This window comes from Bacillus sp. PS108 (genome assembly GCF_037963335.1).
Taxonomy (GTDB): domain Bacteria; phylum Bacillota; class Bacilli; order Bacillales; family Bacillaceae; genus Bacillus; species Bacillus subtilis.
Genome location: NZ_CP150155.1, coordinates 3,353,848 through 3,375,983, shown reverse-complemented (window position 1 = coordinate 3,375,983; position 22,136 = coordinate 3,353,848). Strand labels below are relative to the sequence as shown.

Here is a 22,136-nt window from a genome sequence, read left to right as displayed (position 1 = left end):
AGCTCCCTTATTTTAGAGAGCTGCTTTCTTTTGTTTTTGGCACGTACCGAAAGACTTCCTCACTCTCAAAAAATTCAATCAACCTGCTCAGCCAATCATAGTAATGAAGCCATTCTTTTAATTCATTCAGCAGCTGATTGACTTTCTCTTCCGCTTCCGGGGTAAGCCCGTCCCTTTGTAAAAGATCACTCAGCTCCCGGTTTAATTTTTTATACAGCACTTTGTTTTTGCTCACGACCTTTGTCCAATTCGCCGCAAATAAAGAAATGAAGGTTTGATAATAATCCTGCTCGACGTCATAAAGGTCTTTTCGTACGCCTTTTTCAAACACCTTTTCGGCGATATTGGCATCGATCATTTCCCGGACAACCTGGCTCATCCGTGTTTTGCTCATGCCCGTTGCCTCAGAGAGCTCGCTTAAGGTCATTGGTTTTCGATTCATATAAATAATTCCGAGCACACGTCCGACAGTTGAAGGCATTCCAAACGTATGCATATTTTCGGCAATCTTTTCAATGAGATGCTCTTCAGCATGTTCAATGATGTCGAGAGCGGTTTTTTTCACAGCTGATCATCCCTTCAAATGGCAATTGATGGTGTCAATATATCATATTTCTTCCTGGTGTTGAAAATAGCTGAATGCAGAGGAAGTGGGAGGTATCCGGCGTAATTGTAAGAACACCCTTTCCGTCTCGGTCATAACAATAAATAATCTATAAATAACATATAATTTCAACACATTGTAAACTTTTTATTTTACAAAGTTCAAACTATAATAAGGATTATACTTTTCAGAAAATTTAAAGGAAACCTGCGGAGGTGCACGGATTGCTGAAATTGGAACAAGTGTCAAAAGTATATAAAGGCGGCAAAAAAGCTGTGAACAGCATTGATTTAGATATTGCAAAAGGTGAATTTATCTGTTTTATCGGCCCGAGCGGCTGCGGAAAAACGACAACGATGAAGATGATCAACAGACTGATAGAACCATCGTCTGGAAGGATCTTTATCGACGGAGAAAATATTATGGAACAGGACCCGGTTGAGCTGAGGAGAAAAATCGGCTATGTGATACAGCAGATTGGTTTGTTCCCCCATATGACCATCCAGCAGAACATCTCACTCGTACCAAAGCTGCTGAAATGGCCTGAGGAAAAACGGAAAGAACGGGCACGCGAGCTGTTAAAGCTTGTGGATATGGGCCCGGAGTATTTAGACCGTTATCCGCATGAGCTCAGCGGCGGACAGCAGCAGAGAATCGGCGTGCTGCGCGCCCTGGCAGCGGAACCCCCTCTCATTTTAATGGATGAACCGTTCGGAGCGCTTGATCCGATTACGCGTGATTCCCTTCAGGAAGAATTCAAAAAACTGCAGAGAACCTTAAACAAAACGATTGTGTTTGTAACCCACGATATGGATGAAGCGATTAAGCTTGCTGACAGGATTGTGATATTAAAAGCGGGAGAAATCGTTCAAGTCGGCACACCTGATGAGATTCTTCGAAACCCGGCAAATGAGTTTGTTGAAGAATTTATCGGGAAAGAGCGCCTGATTCAGTCAAGACCGGATATCGAGCGGGTAGAGCAAATGATGAACAGAACGCCGGTGACGGTATCTGCGGACAAAACGCTTTCTCAGGCGATTCAGCTGATGAGAGAAAAACGTGTTGACTCGCTGCTCGTTGTGGACCGGCAAAATGTGCTGAAGGGCTATGTTGATGTGGAAATGATTGATCAAAACCGCAAAAAAGCGAGCATCGTTGGCGATGTATACCGCTCAGATATATATACCGTTCAAAAAGGGGCGCTTCTTCGCGATACAGTCCGAAAAATTTTGAAGCAGGGGATCAAGTATGTTCCGGTGGTCGATGAACAGAACCATTTAGCAGGGATTGTGACAAGAGCGAGCCTTGTTGATATCGTGTACGATTCCATTTGGGGCGACGAGGAAAACCAGCTCATGACGATCTGACCAGGGGAGGAGCTCTTTTAAGATGAATCAAATGATGACTTTTTTGCAAACGAACGGCGGAGAGCTGTTGTATAAAACAGGAGAGCATTTATATATTTCACTCATAGCCGTTGTATTGGGCATTATCGTTGCAGTGCCGCTCGGCGTTGCTCTTACCAGAATGAAAAAAGGCGCAGGTGCGGTTATCGGTTTCGTAAACATTGTGCAAACCCTGCCGAGTCTGGCGATTTTAGCCTTTTTTATTCCGCTTCTCGGCGTAGGAAAAGTGCCTGCGATTGTCGCTTTATTTTTCTATTCGGTACTGCCGATCTTGCGCAATACGTATACCGGCATTAAAGGTGTAAATAAAAACCTCCTGGAATCGGGGAAAGGGATTGGCATGACCGGCTGGGAGCAGATTCGGCTCGTTGAAATTCCGCTGGCGATTCCCATCATCATGGCGGGAATCCGCACATCAACGATCTACCTAATTGGCTGGGCGACACTTGCGTCGTTTATCGGAGGAGGCGGCCTCGGGGACTATATTTTTATCGGCCTGAACCTATACCAGCCTGAATATATCATTGGCGGTGCCGTGCCTGTCACAATTCTGGCAATTATTATTGATTATGTGCTGGCCGTGACAGAACGAAAGGTGACGCCGAAAGGCTTGCAAGGGATGAAGGAAGTTTCGTAAGGAGTTGGCACTGTTGAAAATGACAAAAATCAAATGGCTGGGCGCGTTTGCTTTCGTCTTTGTCATGCTGCTAGGCGGCTGCTCTCTGCCGGGTCTAGGCGGCGCTTCTGACGATACGATCAAAATCGGGGCGCAGAGCATGACAGAATCAGAAATTGTAGCGAATATGATCGCGCAGCTTATTGAACATGATACAGATTTGAATACTGCTTTAGTGAAAAACCTCGGCTCAAACTATGTTCAGCACCAAGCGATGCTGGGCGGTGACATTGATATTTCAGCCACGCGCTATTCCGGAACAGATTTAACAAGCACCCTCGGCAAGGAAGCGGAGAAAGATCCGAAAAAAGCGCTGAACATTGTGCAGAACGAGTTTCAAAAGCGCTTTTCCTATAAATGGTTTGATTCCTACGGCTTTGATAACACATATGCCTTCACCGTAACAAAAAAGTTTGCGGAAAAGGAGCATATTAACACCGTGTCCGACCTAAAAAAAAATGCTTCCCAATATAAATTAGGCGTCGACAATGCTTGGCTGAAACGAAAAGGCGACGGGTATAAAGGCTTTGTCAGCACATATGGCTTTGAATTCGGCACAACTTATCCAATGCAGATCGGGCTTGTCTATGACGCAGTCAAAAACGGGAAAATGGACGCCGTTCTGGCTTATTCAACGGATGGACGGATTAAAGCCTATGACTTGAAAATCTTAAAAGACGATAAGCGTTTCTTTCCTCCGTATGACTGTTCACCGGTGATTCCGGAAAAGGTGCTTAAGGCGCATCCGGAACTTGAAGGTGTGATCAATAAGCTGATTGGGCAAATCGACACAGAAACGATGCAGGAACTTAACTATGAGGTGGATGGCAAGCTGAAGGAGCCGTCTGTTGTAGCAAAGGAATTTTTAGAGAAACATCATTATTTTGACTAAGAAAAGAGGTGAATCATATGGAAGTACTACAGCAGCTTGGCACATACTATTCGCAAAACGGCGGTTACGTGATGCAGGAATTTTACCGCCATTTTCTGATGTCGGTGTACGGCGTTTTATTTGCAGCCATTGTTGGAATTCCGCTCGGCATCCTGATAGCCAGATACAGAAGATTAAGCGGATGGGTTTTTGCGGTCACGAACGTCATTCAGACCATCCCGGCTCTCGCCATGCTCGCCGTGCTGATGCTTGTCATGGGGCTGGGCGCTAATACGGTGATATTGTCATTATTTCTGTATTCTCTTCTGCCGATTATCAGAAATACGTATACAGGGATTATCAGTATTGAGCACGCCTATCTTGAATCGGGAAAAGCAATGGGGATGACAAAATTTCAAGTGCTGCGGATGGTCGAGCTTCCGCTTGCGCTTTCTGTCATAATGGCCGGCCTGCGCACCGCGCTTGTCATTGCCATCGGCATTACGGCCATCGGGACATTTGTCGGTGCTGGCGGTCTCGGGGACATCATCGTTAGAGGATCAAACGCCACAAACGGAACCGCGATTATATTAGCGGGAGCGATCCCCACGGCTCTGATGGCGGTGATTGCCGATTTGGTCATGGGCTGGCTTGAACGAGCATTAAGCCCGATTAAAAAGAGAAAGAAGAAAAATCTGGCAGGTGCCGCATAAGAAAAAACGCCTTGTAATGACAGGGCGTTTTTTACGGCTTCGGCACATATTTAAAAATGTCTTCGCTCTCAAAAAACTCAATCAAACGGCTGAGCCAATTATAATAATCGAGCCATTCCTTTAATTCCTTCAGCAGCTCATTCACTTTTTCTTCCGCTTCAGGAGTAAGCTCTTCATCCAACACGCTAAGCAGCTCCCGATTGAGTTTTTTATGCATCATTTTGTTTTTGCTGACGACTTTGCTCCAGGTGGCTGAAAACAGCGTGATAAATGTTTGATAGTAGTCCTGCTCAACCTCATATAAATCTTTTCGCACGCCTTTTTCGAATACCTTCTCGGCAATGTTGGCATCAAGCATTTCCCGCACTACCTGGCTCATGCGTGTTTTGCTCATGCCGGTGGCCTCAGATAATTCCGTAAGACTCATCGGTTTTCGATTCATATAAATAATGCCCAGCACACGTCCGACGGTAGAGGGCATTCCAAATGCATGCATGTTTTCCGCGATTTTTTCTATAAAATGGTCCTCGGCTTGTTCAATGATCGTTAACGGATCTTTCTCCAACGGTTTCATCCTTTCAGCTAACAATTCCGATGTCAATATACCACATTTTTGATACGGCGAAAATGCTGTCAAAAGAGAATTTGGCAGGAAATTGGAGCAATAAGGAGATCAACACACGTCAATGCGGGTAAATCAGCGTTTACACATACTTTATAAATAATATGAACAAATTGTAAACTTTTTATTTTATAAACTTTATTCTATAATGGGAAGCATTCAATTGTCTGAAAAATTAAATTTAAACTGAACAAATTGAATAAACTTAATTTTGGAGGTGCGATGTTTGCTGACATTAGAAAATGTCTCGAAAACATACAAGGGCGGCAAAAAAGCTGTGAACAACGTAAATCTTAAGATTGCAAAAGGCGAATTTATCTGCTTTATCGGGCCGAGCGGCTGCGGAAAAACGACAACAATGAAAATGATTAACCGATTAATTGAGCCTTCCGCCGGAAAGATTTTCATTGACGGCGAAAACATCATGGACCAGGATCCTGTAGAGCTCAGGCGCAAAATTGGCTATGTGATTCAGCAGATCGGCCTGTTTCCCCATATGACCATTCAGCAGAATATCTCACTCGTCCCAAAACTGCTGAAATGGCCGGAGCAGCAGCGGAAAGAACGGGCGCGTGAGCTTTTAAAATTGGTCGATATGGGGCCTGAATATTTAGACCGTTACCCTCATGAATTAAGCGGGGGGCAGCAGCAGCGTATTGGTGTATTACGGGCACTTGCCGCGGAGCCGCCGCTTATCTTAATGGATGAACCGTTTGGGGCACTCGACCCGATTACGAGGGATTCCCTCCAGGAAGAATTTAAAAAACTGCAAAAAACCTTACATAAAACCATCGTATTTGTTACCCACGATATGGATGAAGCGATTAAGCTGGCAGACCGGATTGTGATTTTAAAAGCGGGAGAAATCGTTCAAGTAGGAACGCCCGATGACATTTTAAGAAATCCGGCAGACGAATTTGTTGAGGAATTTATCGGCAAGGAGCGGCTGATTCAGTCATCCAGCCCGGATGTTGAACGGGTTGACCAGATTATGAACACACAGCCTGTAACGATCACCGCGGATAAAACGCTTTCTGAGGCCATTCAGCTGATGAGGCAGGAACGGGTCGATTCATTGCTGGTCGTCGATGACGAGCACGTTCTGCAAGGCTATGTCGATGTTGAAATCATTGATCAATGCCGGAAAAAGGCCAATCTCGTCAGTGAAGTTTTACATGAAGATATATACACAGTACTGGGCGGCACACTGCTGCGCGACACGGTCCGCAAAATTTTAAAACGGGGTGTCAAATATGTTCCCGTTGTGGATGAAGATCGACGCCTGATCGGAATTGTGACGAGGGCAAGTCTGGTCGACATCGTGTATGACTCCCTCTGGGGAGAAGAAAAGCAGCTCGCAGCATTGTCATAGGGAGGGGCGATAAGTCATGCATCATATTGTTCAATTTTTGCAAACCAATGGGGGCGAGCTTCTTTATAAAACATACGAGCATATTACGATATCGCTCATTGCTGTGATCTTAGGTGTGCTGGTTGCCGTCCCCCTCGGGGTTGTGCTTACCAGAATGAAAAAAGGAGCCGGCACCATTATCGGCATTGTCAATATCATTCAGACGCTGCCGAGTCTGGCCATCCTCGCTTTTTTTATCCCGCTCCTTGGTGTAGGAAAGGTTCCGGCCATTGTGGCTTTGTTTTTCTATTCCGTATTGCCGATTCTTCGCAACACGTATACCGGCATTCGCGGCGTCAACAAAAATCTGCTCGAGTCTGGCAAAGGCATCGGAATGACGCCGGCTGAACAAGTCCGCTTGGTGGAGCTGCCGCTTGCCGCGCCAGTGATCATGGCGGGAATCAGAACATCGACGATTTACTTAATCGGCTGGGCCACGCTTGCTTCCTTTATCGGAGGCGGCGGATTGGGTGATTACATTTTTATCGGACTGAATTTATATCAGCCGGAATATATCATCGGGGGCGCGGTACCTGTCACGATATTGGCAATTGTGATTGATTATGTGCTGGCAGTTGCTGAACGAAAACTGACACCTGCCGGCATGCAGAGATTGAAGGAATTGTCATAAGGAGGCGGCTCATGAAAAGAAAATATCTCAAATTAATGATAGGTTTAGCACTTGTGGCAACGCTGACGATGAGCGGATGTTCGCTTCCTGGTCTCAGCGCTGCTGCAGACCAGACCATTAAAATCGGCGCGCAAAGCATGAGCGAATCAGAAATCATCGCCAGCATGCTTGGTCAGTTGATCGAACACCATACAGATCTCAAAACAACAACGATTAAAAATCTTGGCTCCAACGCGGTGCAGCAGCAGGCTTTAATGAACGGGGAAATCGACATTGCCGCCACAAGATATACGGGAGACGCGCTGACAGGCACGCTGAGAATGGAACCTGAAAAAGATCCGGACAAAGCGCTGGCGCTTACTCAGCGGGAGTTTAAAAAAAGATATGATTTAAAGTGGTATGACTCCTACGGGTTTGATAATACATATGCCTTTACAGTCAGCAAGGAGCTGGCCGACCAATACCATTTAGAGACCGTATCAGACGTTAAAAAATGGGCGCCGCAATTAAAGCTGGGCGTTGATAACTATTGGATGAAGCTCAAAGGAAACGGCTATCAGGATTTTACGAAAACCTACGGCATGACATTCGGCGGCACGTATCCGATGCAGATCGGCCTTGTGTACGACGCGGTGAAAAGCGGAAAAATGGACATTGTGCTTGCGTATTCAACCGATGGAAGAATCAAGTCCTATGGTCTCAAAATGCTAAAGGATGATAAACAATTTTTCCCGCCGTACGACTGTTCTCCGGTTGTTCCGGAAAAGGTGCTCAAAGAACATCCTGAGCTTGAAGGCATCATCAAGAAAATGCTCGGAAAAATCGACACAGCCACGATGCAGGAGCTTAACTATGAAGTCGACGGCAATCTCAAAGAACCGTCTGTCGTTGCCAAGGAATATTTAGAAAAACATCACTACTTCGAATCGTGAAAGGGGGAAGAGGTCAATGAACGTGCTTGAACAGTTAATGACGTATTACGCGCAGAATGGCAGTTACGTCATGGATGAATTCGGCCGCCACTTTCTCATGTCGGCTTACGGCGTTTTATTTGCCGCTGTCGTCGGGGTTCCGGCCGGAATCCTCATCGCGCATTTTCGCCGTTTGTCAGCCTGGGTGTTTGCAGTAACAAACGTTATTCAAACAATCCCGGCGCTCGCTATGCTGGCCGTCTTAATGCTTGTTATGGGGCTCGGCGCAAATACCGTGATTCTATCATTATTTCTGTATTCCCTGCTGCCGATTATTCGAAACACGTACACAGGCATTATCAGTATTGAGCATGCCTACTTAGAATCGGGAAAAGCAATGGGCATGACGAAATTCCAAGTACTCAGAATGGTTGAGCTCCCGCTCGCACTTTCTGTCATTATGGCGGGCCTTCGCACGGCTCTCGTCATTGCCATCGGAATTACAGCGATCGGCACATTTGTCGGTGCCGGAGGACTCGGGGACATGATCGTCCGCGGCTCAAACGCGACAAACGGAACTGCAATTATTCTAGCCGGAGCGATACCAACTGCGGTGATGGCGGTAGGGGCGGATTTGCTCATGGCCTGGCTGGAGCGGGAATTAAGTCCGGTGAAGAAAAAAAGAACTTGGGCGAAACACGTTCAATCAGCTGCATAGAATAGAAAAAGAGGCTGGAGTCCAGCCTCTTTTTCTATTTAAATCGTAAACTGACCCATCTTCTCATTAAGCTCATTGGCCAGCTGCTCAAGCTCTTCAGCATTTTGAAGCACTTGATCCATCGAATGGGCGGATTGCTCGGTTATTGAAAATGTTTCTTCAATGCCGGCGGCCGACTCTTCGGATACAGAAGCGATATTTTCAATCGATTGATTGATCGTAATCGATTGGTTTGTTAACTGCTTCAAGCCATCCGTTACTTCCTTAATGCTGTCTGCAACGTGAGTGACGGATTGCTTGATATGCCGCATAGCCTGCCCGGTGTCTGTCAGGTTTTCCGTTCCTTTTTCGACTTCTGTAAAGCTGCTTTCCAAGTACGTAATGACAGTGTGGATCTCCTGCTGTGTCCCGCCTACAATCCGGGTAATATCCTGCACGGAATCAGAAACGCCGTCAGCCAGCTTTCTGACCTCCTCTGCCACAACGGCGAAGCCTTTGCCGCTTTCTCCTGCGCGGGCAGCTTCAATCGCGGCGTTAAGGGACAGCAAATTCGTTTGCTCGGCAATTCCGTTGATGACTTGAACGAGCTTGTTGATATCCTGAGAATGCTGTTCCAGTGATCTCACTTTATGCACGGCTTCTTGAACAATATGATGGATGGTTTTCATTTGCTGTAATGACGTAGCCATATTTTCGTTTCCGCTTACTGCGAGTTCGAGAACGTTTTGAGACGTATCGCTGATTGTGATGCCGTGATTATAGGCTTTATCAATGTTTTCAGTGAACTCATTCATCGATTCGGCAATCGTCACCGCGTCTTGGGCCTGCTGTTCAGAGCCCTCAGCCATTTCGTTCATCGTTTCAGTAATATGTTTGCTGCCGGATCTTGTTTCATTCGTTGCGGTTGCAAGCACCTGTGAAGAAGAAAGAACCCGGCTTGATATGTCTTTAGAATATCCGACAATATCTCTCAGATTCCCTACCATTTTTTGCAGCGCTTCATTCAGATCACCCAGCTCGTCTTTTGAGTTGAGCAGCTCCATATCGTTCGACAGATCGCCTTCGGAAATATGATTGGCAGATTCCTTCATGCGAATGATAGGCTTTACAATGTTTCGCGTGATATAAAGCCAGATGAAAATGCTGATGAGGATCGATGCTGTCGCAAGCAAAGCAGTGTAAATGAGCCCTTTATGATAGACGGCCTTCGTTTCTTTTACCGCTGTGTTGCTGCCTTCTTGATTTAAGTCAACAAGCTGAGTGATTGTTTTTTTCATATCCTCAAAGCTGGCCTCAGTCTGAACCAATAAACCTCTTGCTTTGTCCATGTCATTCGTGCGGCCGCTTTCGATAATTTGCGAATGAATATCCATATAGGTATTCACTTCAGTTTGAAGCTGCTCGAACAGTTTCTGCTCTTTATCAGTGGAGATCGTTTTTTCGTAGTTATCGAGCTTTTGGTTAATGTCTTCCATGATTTGATTCATTTCTTGATCAAGTGTATCCATTTTGCTTTTGTCTGTATAAATCAGAAAGTCCTTTTCTTTAGAAGACAGGTGCTCGGTTACATAATTAATTGAAGTGATTCCTTTGATGCCGTCAATCCATTTTGTGTTGATTTCATCTGTTTTTTGAATGATATGCTGCATATTAAGAACGCCTATTCCGCCTACAAGTAAATTGATCAGGATCAGTGTCAAAAATACCAGGCTGAATTTGCGGGAAATCGTCAGTCGCATATAGTGGTCTCCTTTAAAAACGTAATGTGTGGATGTACTATATATCGGCTGAGAAATCGTTTTTTTACCTGGGAAAAAATAAAAAACGGCTCTTTTCTCGTCTTTGAGATCAGAACCGTTTTAGCAATTAGTCAAGAAAGGAAGGGTCAATCCATTCAGTCGCCCATTTAGAAATCTCACCTAAAATGGGTGCCAGTGCCTTTCCTTTATCAGTCAATGAATATTCGATGCGAACCGGAGTTTCAGGGATGACATCCCGCTTCACTACTCCTTCAAGCTCAAGTTCTTTCAGCCGTTCTGACAGAACTCTGCCGCTTAGATTTGGAAGTGCTGCTTCAATTTCGCTAAATCGCTGAGACCCGTTCAAGAGCTGAAATACGATTAAAGCGACCCAGCGTTTACTTAAGATGTCGACTGCTTTTTCAAATCTAGGACACATTTCTGATTGGTTCATACTTTTCACCTCGTCTGTCACTATTATAACGCAAATAACGAGGGAGGGTATGCAAGCGTGATTGATAAAATATAGAAAGAGAAACAGGGGATTAAGAGGAAGAGGCGCGTTTTTTTGCTTCTGAAGACAAAAAATCGAAGTATTTGCTGAGATTTTCAATATCCTGCTTTGAGAGATGTTCCCATTTTTGACTATTGAAAATCGGGAGGTGCTCCGCTCCGCGCGTGACAGCCGTCTGGTAAATTTCATAAATGGATTGATAGCTTTCTGATGCTTCGCGGATTTCTTCAGGAAAGGCCTGAATATGGCCTGCGGCGGCCATTAGGTTTTCGTACGGCACTTTCAGGACGGCTGCCAGTTTTTTAATCGTGGCGGGTTTTGGCGTCCCGCGTTTGCCGTTTTCAATTTTTGAAATGGTGGCCGAGCTGATGCCTGAGTACACCGCAAGCTGATTCACTGTCAGTTTGCGGGCGCGGCGCAGCTCCCGTAATTGCTGTCCGAACGGTGACATGGTCTATCGCCTCACATTTCTATCAAGAGTCAGTCATCAGCAGACCGTTTTTTGGCTTCGTCTGAAATAAACGAAAAATAATGATCCAGCATGAGCAAATCTTCTTTATTGAGATATTGCCACTTTTCGTTCTCAAGAAGCGCAAGGTTTTTCAGGTCATAGGCCTCCGCTTTTTCAAGCAGCTTGCACTTCGTTTCGTAAGGGGCCCTGGCTTCATGCACTTCTTCGATGTAACCAGCCTTGTACATAAGCCCCTCATAAGGAATTTTTAAGGCCTCTGCCAGTTTTTTGATGGTGGCAGGTTTGGGAACGCCCCGTTTTCCGTTTTCGATTCTGGAGATGCCGGCCGCGCTTACGCCTGAATAAGTCGCCAGCTGGTTGACTGTTAACTTTCTCTCTTCACGCAATGCCCGTAATTGTTCGCCAAAGCTTTCCATATATCTCACCCCGTCCCTCACTGTTACTCATATTTTAGTATGTTTATTGACTAAAGGGAATAGGTAGACTGGAAATGTATTGACAAAAGTTAACATAAGCCGTAATGTAAAAGTATAGAAAAAAGTTTTTCAGGAATGGAAGGTGAGGAAAGTGCCAGTAGAAAAGATACAGATTAGACGTGATTATGTCTTGCAGTATATGGTTAATAACGATTATTCCCTTAATCAGCTTGCGCTGGAAATCGGAGTCTCACCCGCCACACTGAGCCGCGTGCTGAATGGAGAAAGACGGCCGGGGCAGCTTGTGATCGGTAAAATGCTTCACTATTTTAATTTGAAATTTGAGGATCTTTTTTACTATGATTTTGTTGACAAAAGTCAATAAAGTAACAAAAAACGCAAGGAAGCCAAGCGTTTTCTATTCCTATGAATGATGTGTCAGCACAAACCCTGTCACCAGCTCATTGCACGTTTTCCATTGTTTTGTCGGCAATTGATGTCCCTGATATTCCAATCTGAAAAATTCGGCATGTCTGCACGATCTTCGGTAATAGCCTGCGTTTGTAAAGGTCCAGTCCCGCAGGCCGCCATACATAAACAGCATTGGCATGTCTAGGCGGGGCAGCTGTTCAATGCAGTTGTAGCCAAGCGAATCCAGATAATACTGATGCCAATGGGCCAGGTCTGCTTTTTTCATATGGTCTGTTAATATGCTGCGAAGCTGTCTGTCTTTTGTGTGGCTGCCAGCGAGGATTTTCATGAGCAAACCGGGGTTTTTTTCAAGCAGATACATTCCCAGTTTGTGCAGCTTCTGGCCGATTACGTTATGAACAGCGGGGTAGGCGCCGGACAGAATAAGGTGTGACACTTTGTCCGGGTGGGTGAAGCCGATATGCTGCGCGATTAAGCCTCCGGCAGAATACCCGAATAACACAGCTTTATCAATGTCCAAAGCGTCCATGAATTGCGCGATCTCGTTTGCGTAATAGGAAATAGACGCTGGCTGATCGATGTGATCACTATCACCGTGGCAGCTTAAATCGGGAAAAATCACCCTGAAATGCTTGGATAGAAGGCGCTGATAATAAAAAACCTTGCGTCCCATGCCCGGCGGGTGGATAAAAATGATAGGGATTCCCTGTCCATATTCTTCATAAAAAAGATGTTTCCTGCTGTCTATGCTGATAAGCGGCATCGCTTTTCTCCTTTGACCTTTTCATATGAATAGGGTAACCAAGATAAAACGTCTTATCCGGCCTTTTGGCGTCTGATACAGCGTGACATGCCAACCCTTTTCATGTAAAATAGAAGTAATGTAGCCAGTGAGTCTGGAGGTGTATGGGATGCACGCAGTTTTGATTACCTTATTGGTTATCGTCAGCATTGCACTTATTATTGTCGTTTTGCTTCAATCCAGTAAAAGCGCCGGATTATCTGGTGCGATTTCAGGCGGAGCGGAGCAGCTCTTCGGGAAACAAAAAGCAAGAGGTCTTGATTTAATTTTGCACCGCATTACGGTAGTGCTGGCAGTCTTGTTTTTCGTGTTAACGATTGCGCTTGCTTATATCCTATAGGGCAATGTTTGTATAAGGTCTGATGTGAAGTCAGGCCTTTTTCACGTTTCTGGATGATATTCAAAACGTTTTTTTCTGATTAAACTGTGGAAAACTAAAATGATCGTGCAGATAGAAAGGGAGACATGAGCATGAAAGTTGTGACACCAAAACCATTTACATTTAAAGGCGGAGACAAAGCGGTGCTTTTGCTGCACGGCTTTACAGGCAATACAGCGGATGTAAGGATGCTGGGACGATATTTGAATGAACGCGGCTATACGTGCCACGCGCCTCAATATGCAGGACATGGCGTCCCGCCTGAAGAACTTGTACATACGGGGCCCGAAGACTGGTGGAAAAACGTAATGGATGGCTATGAATACTTAAAATCTGAAGGCTATGAGAGCATTGCTGCCTGCGGACTGTCGCTTGGCGGGGTTTTTTCGCTGAAATTGGGTTACACTGTACCCATAAAGGGAATTGTCCCAATGTGCGCACCGATGCATATTAAGAGTGAAGAGGTCATGTATCAAGGCGTTCTTTCATACGCTCGCAATTACAAAAAGTTTGAGGGGAAAAGCCCTGAGCAAATTGAAGAGGAAATGAAAGAATTCGAAAAAACGCCGATGAATACCCTCAAGGCGCTGCAAGACTTAATTGCTGATGTGCGGAATAATGTCGATATGATTTATTCACCGACATTTGTGGTGCAGGCCCGTCATGACCACATGATTAATACCGAAAGCGCCAATATTATTTACAACGAAGTGGAAACTGATGATAAACAGCTGAAATGGTACGAGGAATCAGGGCATGTCATTACACTCGACAAAGAACGTGACCTCGTCCATCAGGATGTGTATGAATTTTTAGAGAAGCTCGATTGGTAATCAACAGGAGGTCGGATAATGGAAAAAGAAGCATTTATGGAAAAGCTTCTCTCGTTTATGAAGGAAGAGGCGTACAAACCTCTGACCGTTCAGGAACTTGAGGAGATGTTAAATATTACGGAAGCCGAGGAGTTTAAAGAGCTCGTCAAAGCGTTAGTCGCCTTGGAAGAAAAAGGCCTTATCGTACGGACGAGAAGCGACCGTTACGGCATTCCGGAGAAGATGAATTTAATAAAAGGAAAGATTTCAGCCCATGCGAAAGGATTCGCCTTTTTGCTGCCTGAGGATACGTCGTTAAGTGATGTGTTTATTCCGCCTAATGAGCTAAATACGGCAATGAACGGCGATATCGTCATGGTGCGTCTGAATTCACAGTCAAGCGGCTCCAGGCAGGAAGGAACCGTCATACGGATTTTAGAAAGAGCGATTCAGCGGGTTGTCGGCACGTATACAGAAACGAGAAACTTCGGCTTTGTCATTCCGGACGACAAAAAAATCACGAGTGACATCTTCATTCCGAAAAATGGGAAAAATGGAGCTGCGGAAGGGCATAAGGTTGTTGTCAAGCTGACGAGCTATCCTGAAGGCCGCATGAACGCAGAGGGTGAGGTTGAAACCATTCTCGGCCACAAAAACGACCCGGGCATTGATATTTTATCGGTCATTCATAAGCACGGCCTGCCGGGAGAATTTCCAGCTGACGCGATGGAACAGGCATCAAGTACGCCTGACACGATTGATGAAAAAGATCTGAAAGACCGCCGTGATCTCCGTGACCAGGTGATTGTCACCATTGATGGTGCGGATGCGAAGGATTTGGATGATGCAGTTACCGTGACGAAACTTGATGATGGAAGCTACAAGCTTGGCGTTCACATAGCTGATGTCAGCCATTACGTAACCGAAAACTCGCCGATTGACAAAGAAGCGCTTGAAAGAGGGACAAGTGTGTATCTGGTTGACCGTGTCATCCCGATGATTCCGCACAGATTGTCAAACGGCATCTGCTCCTTAAATCCAAAGGTTGACCGCCTGACGCTTTCTTGTGAAATGACAATTAACAGTCAAGGACAGGTGACAGAGCACGAGATCTTCCAAAGTGTCATCAAAACAACGGAAAGAATGACATATTCAGATGTGAATAAAATTCTTGTTGACGATGATGAAGAGCTGAAGCAAAAATACGAGCCTCTTGTTCCGATGTTCAAAGACATGGAGCGCCTGGCCCAAATTCTTCGCGATAAGCGGATGGACCGCGGCGCCGTTGACTTTGATTTCAAAGAAGCAAAGGTGCTTGTTGATGACGAAGGAGCGGTTAAAGACGTTGTGATCAGAGAACGCTCTGTCGCCGAGAAGCTGATTGAAGAATTTATGCTTGTGGCAAACGAAACAGTGGCAGAGCATTTCCATTGGATGAACGTCCCGTTTATATACCGGATTCACGAAGAGCCGAATGCTGAAAAGCTGCAAAAGTTTTTAGAGTTTGTGACGACATTTGGCTATGTGGTGAAAGGAACGGCGGGAAATATTCATCCGCGCGCGCTGCAAAGCATTCTGGACGCTGTACGTGACAGACCAGAGGAAACGGTTATATCTACTGTTATGCTCCGTTCGATGAAACAGGCGAAATACGACCCGCAAAGCTTGGGGCACTTCGGTCTGTCAACGGAATTCTATACGCATTTCACATCGCCGATCCGCCGTTACCCGGACTTAATCGTTCACCGTCTGATCCGAACGTATTTGATCAACGGCAAAGTCGATGAAGCGACACAGGAAAAGTGGGCTGAACGCCTGCCGGATATCGCCGAACATACATCATCAATGGAGCGCCGTGCAGTTGACGCCGAGCGTGAGACGGATGATCTGAAAAAAGCGGAATACATGCTTGATAAAATCGGTGAAGAGTTTGACGGCATGATCAGCTCTGTGACAAACTTCGGAATGTTCGTCGAGCTGCCGAATACAATTGAAGGACTCGTCCATGTCAGCTTTATGACAGATGACTACTACCGCTTTGACGAACAGCATTTCGCAATGATTGGCGAGCGGACAGGCAACGTCTTCCGCATCGGGGATGAAATCACAGTCAAGGTTGTCGATGTCAATAAAGATGAGCGCAATATCGACTTTGAAATTGTCGGCATGAAGGGCACTCCGCGGCGTCCGAGAGAATTGGACAGCAGCCGGAGCAGAAAACGCGGAAAGCCTGCCAGAAAACGTGTTCAAAGCACCAATACACCTGTTTCTCCAGCTCCGTCTGAGGAAAAAGGGGAGTGGTTCACTAAGCCGAAGAAGAAAAAGAAAAAACGCGGCTTCCAGAATGCTCCGAAACAGAAACGGAAAAAGAAGAAATAGCAGCTCAACCAGCAAATAGGGTCGCAGCGCTCTATTTGCTTTCTTTCGGAAACAGCTTTTCATTGTAGCGGTACGTGACATTTGGTAAAATAGAGCGTATCGCAAAAGGTGGACAGTTTTTCCTTAGAGAGAGGAGGTTCTGGCATGCCAAAAGGGTCAGGAAAAGTATTATCTCAAAATAAGAAAGCCAACCACGATTATTTTATAGAAGAAACCTATGAAACAGGCATCGTTCTGCAAGGAACCGAAATCAAATCGATTCGCGCCGGCCGCGTAAACCTTAAAGATTCCTTCGCCAAAATCGAACGGGGAGAAGTGTTTCTCCACAATATGCACGTCAGCCCATATGAGCAGGGAAACCGCTATAACCACGATCCGCTCCGGACAAGAAAGCTGTTAATGCACCGCAAGGAGATTAATAAGCTGATCGGGTTAACAAAGGAAAAAGGCTATTCTCTCGTTCCGCTGAAGCTGTATTTAAAAAACGGCTTTGCCAAAGTGCTTCTCGGCCTTGGAAAAGGGAAGAAGAACTATGACAAACGGGAAGACCTGAAGCGCAAGGACGCGAAGCGGGAAATCGAAAGAGCGTTCAGAGACAGTCAAAAAGGCTTCTAAAGGCATAGTGCTTGATTCGAAAATCAGGCCTGTGCTATACTGTGTTCACGATCAGATCACGACGCCATTCATTTGAAGGATTTGACAATTGGAAAGAGCCGTGATCATGTTATAATAAGACTATAGCCAGTTTGAGTGAGAGCTTGATATTTTCTCCCGTATTTCCCTTATACCAAGGGGACGTTACGGATTCGACAGGGATGGATCGAGCTTGAGCTGCGAGCCGAGAGGCGATCTCGTAAACACGCACTTAAATATAACTGGCAAAACTAACAGTTTTAACCAAAACGTAGCATTAGCTGCCTAATAAGCGCAGCGAGCTCTTCCTGACATTGCCTATGTGTCTGTGAAGAGCACATCCAAGTAGGCTACGCTTGCGTTCCTGTCTGAGAACGTAAGAAGAGATGAACAGACTAGCTCTCGGAAGGCCCGCCCGCAGGCAAGAAGATGAGTGAAACCATAAATATGCAGGCTACGCTCGTAGACGCTTAAGTAATCGATGTTTCTGGACGTGGGTTCGACTCCCACCGTCTCCATACATACTGACAATAAAGCAGAACCTCTTAAGAGGTTCTGCTTTATTTTTTCTCCAAACCACAGGCACCAAAAAGTGCGTACTTCCATTTCAATCCCAGCTGTTTCATACTGATTGCAGAGCAGATGTTTCACCAATCAGATTTCTGTCAATAAATAAGAGGAATCAAAAACGGAGGGATGAATAATGAAGCTGAATTTACAAGGAAAAACCGCACTGGTGACCGGTTCGACATCTGGGATCGGAAAAGCTATTGCCTCTTCGTTAGCTGAAGAAGGTGCGGCAGTGATCATTAACGGACGCCGGGAAGAGAAAGTGAATCAGACGATAGATGAACTGAAAACACAACATGCTGAAGCGGTTTTATCCGGCCGCATTTGATTTGGGAACTGAAGAAGGCTGCAATGAGCTGTTTCAGGCATATCCAGAGGTTGATATTTTGGTCAACAATTTAGGGATTTTTGAACCGGCGGAGTACTTTGATATTCCCGACGATGAATGGTTTCGTTTTTTTGAAGTGAATATTATGAGCGGTGTAAGGCTGACACGCAGGTATTTGCATAACATGATAGAGAAAAAAGAAGGGCGTGTGATTTTCATTGCCAGTGAAGCGGCGATTATGCCGTCACAGGAAATGGCCCATTACAGTGCGACAAAAACGATGCAGCTGTCCATTTCCCGCAGTTTGGCGGAGCTGGCAACCGGCACGAATGTCACAGTCAACACCGTCATGCCGGGCTCTACCTTAACAGAGGGTGTGGAAACCATGCTGAACTCGCTGTATCCTGGTGAAAACCTGACTGTTCAAGAAGCTGAGGCACGTTTTATGAAAGAAAACCGGCCGACATCTATTATTCAAAGACTGATCCGTCCGGAAGAAATCGCCCACTTCGTTACATTTTTAAGCAGCCCGCTTTCCTCTGCGATCAATGGCGCGGCACTTCGGGCGGACGGCGGTTTGGTCCGCAGTGTCTTTTAAACCTCTCCCAACAGGAGAGGTTTTTTATATATTGTTGATTTCCATAAATTTCTGCCGTATAATATTGGTACCGAAATAGTTTTCTTGGTACCGAAAGCGGGGGATTAATATGGATAAAAGAATTCTGGCGGAAACTTTCCGGCTGATCAAGCAAAAAGGATTTTCATTTACGATGAATGATTTGGCTGCAGCGCTGGGAACGAGCAAACGGACGCTCTATGCATATTATTCATCTAAAGATCAGCTTGTTGAGGCGGTTGTCGAACAATTTTTAGCCGAAATGAAGCAAATGGAAAGAGACATCTATGAAAATGAAAGTTTAAATGTGCTTGAAAAGGTGAAAAAAATGCTGATCAGCCTTCCGCAGGGGATGGATCTGCTGAACATGGGATTATTAAATGAACTAAAGAAATACCATTACGATGCGTGGCTTACATTAGACACGTTTATTAAGGCAGAATGGGCCATTGTCCTAGCATTATTAAACGAGTGCAAGCAGCAAAAGAGAATCAGAAACATCAATCCGGACCTGTTTATTCACATGTATATAGGGAGCATCAATCAAGTGTATGACCCTGAATATCCGCTGAAACATCAGTTCACGACAGGAGAGGTGCTTGAATCAATTGTAGATGTTTTGTTTAACGGTATAACAGCTGATGAGGAGGCTGATGCGACGTGAATTGGGTGTTTCTATGCTTGGCGATTTTGTTTGAGGTTGCGGGAACTGTCAGCATGAAGCTATCGTCTGGTTTTACAAAGCTTATTCCCAGTTTGCTGTTGATTTTCTTTTATGGAGGGAGTCTTTTCTTTCTGACGCTTACGCTTAAATCCATTGATGTATCAGTTGCTTATGCTGTATGGTCAGGGATGGGAATTGTCCTGATTACAGTCGTTGGTTTTTTGTTTTTTCAAGAACATTTTAGTGTCATGAAAGTCATTTCAATTGGATTGATTATTGCCGGTGTTGTGTCTTTAAACCTGATCGAGCATGCTGCGGTGTCTGAGCCGGTACATAAAAGCGGGCAGTACAAATGAGATATATGAAGCTGTTTTTTCTCGTGACTGATATCGGTTTTATCTTGTACTGGCTGTCAGCCGGATTTTCGCTCATACCGGAAAGCTGGGCTTTTAAACATCATGACCATCCGTTTATGATCGCTTGGAACTGGTCTTTTTTTCCGCTGGATATCCTGATTTCTGTCACAGGGTTGTACAGCTTGTACCTACAGCGGGTGAATCGTGCTGACTGGAAGTTGATGGCGCTGATTTCTCTTGTGCTGACCTGTTGTTCAGGTCTGCAGGCGCTATCATTCTGGACATTCAGCAGGGACTTTGATCTTGTGTGGTGGCTGTTTAATGGGTATCTATTGATTTATCCTTTATTTTTTATTCACCTGCTCTTAAAGGAAGGCAGAAGGACAAAACAGTCCTGACAGGTGCCGCTTTTATGATAATAAACTGATGTAATGAAGCAGAGACGGTATAAGTCTCTGTTTTTTTATCGGGCGCACCAATTGAGAAGCTAACCGCGTTTTTGGGCATACTAAAGCGAAGAAACGGGAAAAGTTCTACACATTCATTGAAAAGGATTTTGTCAAATGAACAAAACTGCTGCGAACAATCAAAGAATCATGCCTATCGTGAAGGATGCCTTTCGCATTTATGCAAATCCATTTCCTTGGAAGAAGGCTATCGGATCAGGTTTCGCTTCAGGGGTTCCTGTGCTGGTCGGTGCATTGGCAGGTCACACGGATTACGGATTAACTGCAAGTATCGGAGGCTTTGTTTATTTATATGCGGGCGGTGAATCGTACAAAAAGCGCGCCTTGAAGCTGCTCTTGGTTTCTATTGGGATCGCCCTCTCATTTGGTTTAGGGACGCTTTTGTCCGGGATGCTTTGGATGATGGCGGCTGTTTTGGGGCTGATCGGTGCAGCGGCGATGTTTATTTTTAGCGCGCTCGGCATTCAAGGCCCTGCGCCGATGTTTTTTGTCCTTGCCTTTTTAGTCAGTTCCGGGCTGCCGGCCGATCCTTCACAAGCGCTGTTCAGAGCGGGACTGACGTTTCTCGGCGGCATCTTCGCCATGGGTATCGCTATAATCGGCTCGTTATGGAACAAACATGGACCGGAGGGAGCGGTGCTGCAAAAAACATATCATCAGCTGGCTGCATGTCTTTCAGCCGTCGGAACGCCAGGTTTTCATAACGCACAGCATCAGACCGTGCTCATGCTTAGAACAGCCCGCCAAACGGTTCTTGGGAAAGGGAATAAACGGAAAAAATCGCGGCATGATGAACGGTTTTTCCGCCTCCTTGAAAAAGCTGACGACATATTTATTGCCATTATTCATTTTTCAGCTGAAACGCCGGACAGAGAGACCGCGCAGATTGAAAAGGCGCTTCGCCAAACCGGAGATATGCTTGCGAATGCACGGGTTTTCAATACGTTTCAGATTAATGAAAATGAATCTGAGCCAAGGCGAAAGCTTTTTGAAGAAATCAACGAGGTTTTGCAAATCGCTTCAGGACGTTTGGAAAAGCAGCTTGACGGGGAACCGAGCCGCTTGCCATCCTCTTTTTACTTTTTGAGAAATGCTTTTGACTGGAAGTCTCCGGTTTTGATTAGAGCGTTAAAGTACGGAATTGTTCTGTTTGCCGCCGATATGTTTGCCCTCGCATTCGGCTTTGCACGCTCCTATTGGATTCCGCTTTCGGCAGCAGCGGTCATGCTTGGCACTACTGTTGTTTTTACGCTTCACAGGGCTATTCAGCGTTCGGCCGGAACGGTGATCGGTGTTATGCTGGCAGGCGCAATCTTATTTTTTAAGCCGGGCGGTGTTTATCTTGCGTTATGTATTGCAGCGCTGCAATGTCTTCTTGAGATGCTGATCGTCCGCAATTATGCGCTGGCTGTTCCCTTTTTAACCGCAAATGCGCTTGTTATCACAGAAAGTATGCATGGCGGCGCGGGCGCCGGTTATTTTATGATAGCGAGGCTGACTGATGTAGCTGTCGGCAGCGTGATCGGGCTGTTGGGAACAATGCTTTTGTGGCGGCGGTTTTCAACCAAGCGGCTTCCAGAACTTGTGCGGAATGTCATCCGGTTGGAAGGGCAGTTTATGGAGAAACTGTTAACCGGGCAGAATGCCGACGAACACAAGTTAAGGGTGAGCCTTGTCAGGCTTCGGGATGCGTATGACAAGGCCCTTGGAGAGTTTCCTCATGCGAATGCGGAGGCGCTCTGGCCTGCCATTTCCGGTGCTCAGCACTTAGGGTACTATTTGCTCTCGGCGCAAGCTCACCGCCGTCCGTCTGCTCCGTTTTCTGATGAAGAGATCAACCAGCTGCGGGCGTTTTTTGAACAGGCTGAGCAATCCTTTATCATGAAAAGGATGCCTGCGGATATTCAAGTGCCGCATGTCCCTCATTATCCTCGGATCAGTAAAGAATTGTCCGCGCTGTATTCCGGCTTGAGAACAGCTTTTGAAAAGTAAGC

At 45.7% G+C, this 22,136-nt stretch carries 24 protein-coding genes, 1 other RNA gene and 1 pseudogene; 19 read left to right on the top strand and 7 right to left on the bottom strand.

Going from position 1 to position 22,136, the window contains the following annotated elements; genetic code table 11:
* Positions 1-7: 7 nt before the first annotated feature.
* Positions 8-565, bottom strand: coding sequence for an opuC operon transcriptional regulator OpcR (gene opcR, locus NSQ16_RS17595; protein ID WP_003228345.1), 558 nt, complete (start codon positions 563-565; stop codon positions 8-10).
* A 263-nt stretch (positions 566-828) separates the two neighbouring features.
* Here opcR and opuCA point away from each other — a divergent pair, with 263 nt between their 5' ends.
* From opuCA to opuCD, 4 genes are read left to right on the top strand one after another with little or no spacing between them, the layout of a single operon-like run.
* Positions 829-1,971, top strand: a complete 1,143-nt coding sequence (gene opuCA, locus NSQ16_RS17590; protein ID WP_003243370.1) for an osmoprotectant ABC transporter ATP-binding protein OpuCA — start codon at positions 829-831, stop codon at positions 1,969-1,971.
* Positions 1,972-1,993: 22 nt separating this feature from the next.
* Positions 1,994-2,647, top strand: coding sequence for a glycine betaine/carnitine/choline/choline sulfate ABC transporter permease OpuCB (opuCB, locus tag NSQ16_RS17585; RefSeq protein WP_003228349.1), 654 nt, complete (start codon positions 1,994-1,996; stop codon positions 2,645-2,647).
* Between the two features lie 19 nt (positions 2,648-2,666).
* Complete coding sequence (gene opuCC, locus NSQ16_RS17580; protein ID WP_230488687.1) at positions 2,667-3,578, top strand: osmoprotectant ABC transporter substrate-binding protein; 912 nt, start codon at positions 2,667-2,669, stop codon at positions 3,576-3,578.
* 17 nt (positions 3,579-3,595) lie between these two features.
* Positions 3,596-4,270, top strand: a complete 675-nt coding sequence (gene opuCD / locus NSQ16_RS17575; RefSeq protein WP_015714713.1) for a glycine betaine/carnitine/choline/choline sulfate ABC transporter permease OpuCD — start codon at positions 3,596-3,598, stop codon at positions 4,268-4,270.
* Positions 4,271-4,301: 31 nt separating this feature from the next.
* Here opuCD and NSQ16_RS17570 read toward each other — a convergent pair whose 3' ends face one another.
* The gene (locus NSQ16_RS17570; protein ID WP_230488652.1) at positions 4,302-4,835 is read right to left on the bottom strand and encodes a GbsR/MarR family transcriptional regulator; all 534 of its coding nucleotides are present in this window, start codon (positions 4,833-4,835) and stop codon (positions 4,302-4,304) included.
* A gap of 283 nt (positions 4,836-5,118) precedes the next feature.
* On the opposite strand from NSQ16_RS17570, the gene opuBA reads away from it, so the two are divergent.
* The 4 genes from opuBA to opuBD are packed head-to-tail and all read left to right on the top strand — an operon-like array spanning position 5,119 to position 8,563.
* Positions 5,119-6,264, top strand: coding sequence for a choline ABC transporter ATP-binding protein OpuBA (gene opuBA / locus NSQ16_RS17565; RefSeq protein WP_187956595.1), 1,146 nt, complete (start codon positions 5,119-5,121; stop codon positions 6,262-6,264).
* A 16-nt stretch (positions 6,265-6,280) separates the two neighbouring features.
* On the top strand, positions 6,281-6,934 hold the full coding sequence (gene opuBB, locus NSQ16_RS17560; RefSeq protein ID WP_003228370.1) for a choline ABC transporter permease OpuBB: 654 nt from the start codon (positions 6,281-6,283) through the stop codon (positions 6,932-6,934).
* Between the two features lie 11 nt (positions 6,935-6,945).
* On the top strand, positions 6,946-7,866 hold the full coding sequence (gene opuBC / locus NSQ16_RS17555; RefSeq protein ID WP_230488653.1) for an osmoprotectant ABC transporter substrate-binding protein: 921 nt from the start codon (positions 6,946-6,948) through the stop codon (positions 7,864-7,866).
* Positions 7,867-7,882: 16 nt separating this feature from the next.
* A complete protein-coding gene (opuBD, locus tag NSQ16_RS17550) occupies positions 7,883-8,563 on the top strand; it encodes a choline ABC transporter permease OpuBD (RefSeq protein WP_230488654.1) in 681 nt (226 codons plus the stop codon).
* Positions 8,564-8,601: 38 nt separating this feature from the next.
* Here opuBD and NSQ16_RS17545 read toward each other — a convergent pair whose 3' ends face one another.
* The 4 genes from NSQ16_RS17545 to rghR form a co-directional block, all read right to left on the bottom strand.
* A complete protein-coding gene (locus NSQ16_RS17545; RefSeq protein ID WP_230488655.1) occupies positions 8,602-10,302 on the bottom strand; it encodes a methyl-accepting chemotaxis protein in 1,701 nt (566 codons plus the stop codon).
* A 127-nt stretch (positions 10,303-10,429) separates the two neighbouring features.
* On the bottom strand, positions 10,430-10,756 hold the full coding sequence (gene catR, locus NSQ16_RS17540) for a catDE operon transcriptional regulator CatR (RefSeq protein ID WP_003242888.1): 327 nt from the start codon (positions 10,754-10,756) through the stop codon (positions 10,430-10,432).
* Between the two features lie 91 nt (positions 10,757-10,847).
* Entirely contained in the window at positions 10,848-11,267 is a 420-nt protein-coding gene (locus NSQ16_RS17535) for a helix-turn-helix transcriptional regulator (protein WP_230488656.1), read from the bottom strand.
* A 29-nt stretch (positions 11,268-11,296) separates the two neighbouring features.
* Entirely contained in the window at positions 11,297-11,704 is a 408-nt protein-coding gene (gene rghR, locus NSQ16_RS17530; protein WP_003220034.1) for a transcriptional repressor RghR, read from the bottom strand.
* Between the two features lie 151 nt (positions 11,705-11,855).
* Here rghR and NSQ16_RS17525 point away from each other — a divergent pair, with 151 nt between their 5' ends.
* Positions 11,856-12,089: a helix-turn-helix transcriptional regulator gene (locus NSQ16_RS17525; protein ID WP_009968172.1), complete on the top strand. Its 234-nt coding sequence runs from the start codon at positions 11,856-11,858 to the stop codon at positions 12,087-12,089.
* 39 nt (positions 12,090-12,128) lie between these two features.
* Here the strand turns inward: NSQ16_RS17525 and NSQ16_RS17520 are convergent, their stop codons facing one another.
* Entirely contained in the window at positions 12,129-12,899 is a 771-nt protein-coding gene (locus tag NSQ16_RS17520; RefSeq protein ID WP_230488657.1) for an alpha/beta hydrolase, read from the bottom strand.
* 148 nt (positions 12,900-13,047) lie between these two features.
* Here NSQ16_RS17520 and secG point away from each other — a divergent pair, with 148 nt between their 5' ends.
* From secG to NSQ16_RS17470, 10 genes and pseudogenes are all read left to right on the top strand, one after another.
* Positions 13,048-13,278 carry a preprotein translocase subunit SecG gene (gene secG, locus NSQ16_RS17515; RefSeq protein ID WP_003220028.1) on the top strand — a complete coding sequence of 77 codons (231 nt, stop codon included), beginning with the start codon at positions 13,048-13,050 and terminating at the stop codon, positions 13,276-13,278.
* Positions 13,279-13,409: 131 nt separating this feature from the next.
* Positions 13,410-14,150: a carboxylesterase gene (locus tag NSQ16_RS17510; RefSeq protein WP_230488658.1), complete on the top strand. Its 741-nt coding sequence runs from the start codon at positions 13,410-13,412 to the stop codon at positions 14,148-14,150.
* An 18-nt stretch (positions 14,151-14,168) separates the two neighbouring features.
* Complete coding sequence (gene rnr, locus NSQ16_RS17505; RefSeq protein WP_003228386.1) at positions 14,169-16,508, top strand: ribonuclease R; 2,340 nt, start codon at positions 14,169-14,171, stop codon at positions 16,506-16,508.
* 144 nt (positions 16,509-16,652) lie between these two features.
* A complete protein-coding gene (gene smpB, locus NSQ16_RS17500) occupies positions 16,653-17,123 on the top strand; it encodes an SsrA-binding protein (protein ID WP_003220025.1) in 471 nt (156 codons plus the stop codon).
* Between the two features lie 176 nt (positions 17,124-17,299).
* Positions 17,300-17,662, top strand: a transfer-messenger RNA (tmRNA) gene (gene ssrA, locus NSQ16_RS17495).
* Positions 17,663-17,844: 182 nt separating this feature from the next.
* A pseudogene (locus tag NSQ16_RS17490) lies at positions 17,845-18,637 on the top strand (SDR family oxidoreductase).
* Between the two features lie 109 nt (positions 18,638-18,746).
* Positions 18,747-19,319, top strand: a complete 573-nt coding sequence (locus tag NSQ16_RS17485) for a TetR/AcrR family transcriptional regulator (RefSeq protein WP_217011538.1) — start codon at positions 18,747-18,749, stop codon at positions 19,317-19,319.
* Positions 19,316-19,675: a multidrug efflux SMR transporter gene (locus NSQ16_RS17480; protein ID WP_032722522.1), complete on the top strand. Its 360-nt coding sequence runs from the start codon at positions 19,316-19,318 to the stop codon at positions 19,673-19,675. Before NSQ16_RS17485 ends, NSQ16_RS17480 begins: the two co-directional genes overlap by 4 nt.
* The gene (locus tag NSQ16_RS17475) at positions 19,672-20,073 is read left to right on the top strand and encodes a YvaD family protein (protein WP_017695155.1); all 402 of its coding nucleotides are present in this window, start codon (positions 19,672-19,674) and stop codon (positions 20,071-20,073) included. The genes NSQ16_RS17480 and NSQ16_RS17475 overlap by 4 nt, the downstream gene beginning before the upstream one ends.
* 165 nt (positions 20,074-20,238) lie before the next feature.
* Positions 20,239-22,134, top strand: coding sequence for an FUSC family protein (locus NSQ16_RS17470; RefSeq protein WP_230488659.1), 1,896 nt, complete (start codon positions 20,239-20,241; stop codon positions 22,132-22,134).
* Positions 22,135-22,136: the final 2 nt, after the last annotated feature.